2 protein-coding genes are annotated in these 1,398 nt (G+C 61.1%); both read left to right on the top strand.

Annotated elements, in window-relative coordinates:
- On the top strand, positions 1–674 hold a 674-nt coding region (locus ACCD05_RS31660; protein WP_112989842.1), incomplete at its 5' end, for a DUF1295 domain-containing protein.
- A partial coding sequence (locus ACCD05_RS31655) for an SAM-dependent methyltransferase (RefSeq protein WP_413397616.1) occupies positions 671–1,398 on the top strand: 728 nt, incomplete at its 3' end. The genes ACCD05_RS31660 and ACCD05_RS31655, both read left to right, overlap by 4 nt.

The raw sequence follows: 1,398 nt of genomic DNA, 5'->3' as shown, positions 1-1,398 counted from the left end.
TCGGAGGCGTGGTCGCTGCCTCGTTCGCCGGTGGTGACTTCAACCGCCGTGTCGCCCTCTTGATCGTGATCTGCGCCTGGTCACTAAGGCTCGCAAGCCATATCGGCTCGCGCACCACAGGTGGTGGCGAAGATCCTCGCTATGCGAAATTCATCGAAGACTGGGGCGACGGCGCAGCCTGGCGGCTGTTCGTCTTCCTGCAGATACAGGCATTGGCCGCGTTCGTCCTCGTCCTGGCCGTCTATCTCGCCGCAGCCAATGACCGGCCGTTTCCAGGCGCCATCGACGCTCTGGCCATGCTGCTCGCCATCGTCGCGCTGGGCGGCGAAGCCCTGTCCGACGTCCAGCTCGCCCGCTTCCGAAAGACGCCCGAGGCAAAGACGGAAGTCTGTGAGGTCGGGCTCTGGCGGTACTCGCGCCATCCAAACTACTTCTTCGAGTGGCTTTTCTGGTGTTGCTGGCCGCTGTTTGCGTCGACTGGATCGATATGGAACTGGCTGTCCTTGCTCGCGCCACTGATGATGTACTGGCTGCTGGTTCACGTCTCCGGCGTTCCACCTCTCGAAGAGCACATGCTGCGCTCGCGCGGCGACAAATTCCGTGCCCTGCAACGCCGGGTCAACGCCTTCTTCCCAGGTCCTCGCAAATCCACCCTTCCAGGAGATCAACAATGAACATGCTGGCATTCGCCATCAACACTGCCGAGCGCGCGCCGCTTACTGACGCAATGACACTGGCAGGCATCGATTTTCTCTGCGCGCGCACCAAGCGCAAGCTCGCGACAACGACCGCGGATACCGAACGCGACTTCGTCCAGCTCATGGACCGCTTCCCGGTGGCAACCCACACCGATGAGGCCAATCGCCAGCACTATGAGGTGCCGGCCGACTTCTTCGCGGTAGCGCTTGGCCCGCAGCGCAAATACTCCTGCTGCCTTTATCCGACGCCCGATACGACGCTCGCGGAAGCGGAATTCCTGGCGCTCGCCGACACTGTCGCGAATGCTGCGATCGAAGACGGCATGACGATCCTGGAGCTCGGCTGTGGTTGGGGCTCGCTTTCGCTTTATCTTGCGCGGCGCTTTCCTAATTCGCGCATCACAAGCGTCTCGAACTCGGCCTCGCAGCGCGCCCATATTCTTGACCTCGCACGGCGGGAAGGTCTGGCAAACCTTGACGTCATCACCGCCGACATGAACCACTTCACCACGGAGGCGAAATTCGACCGTGTCGTCTCCGTGGAAATGTTCGAGCACATGTCCAACTGGCGCACGCTTCTCGAACGTATCCGCAGTTGGGTGAAGCCTGATGGCAGACTGTTCCTGCATGTCTTCACCCACAAGGATCGCTCCTACAGGTTCGATCCCAACGACCCGTCCGATTGGATTGCCCAGCACTT

The sequence above is a fragment of the Rhizobium sp. Rhizsp42 genome (assembly GCF_047304155.1).
GTDB lineage: Bacteria > Pseudomonadota > Alphaproteobacteria > Rhizobiales > Rhizobiaceae > Rhizobium.
The sequence above is the reverse complement of the archived record's forward strand: the minus strand, read 5'-3'. Positions and strand labels throughout refer to the sequence as shown.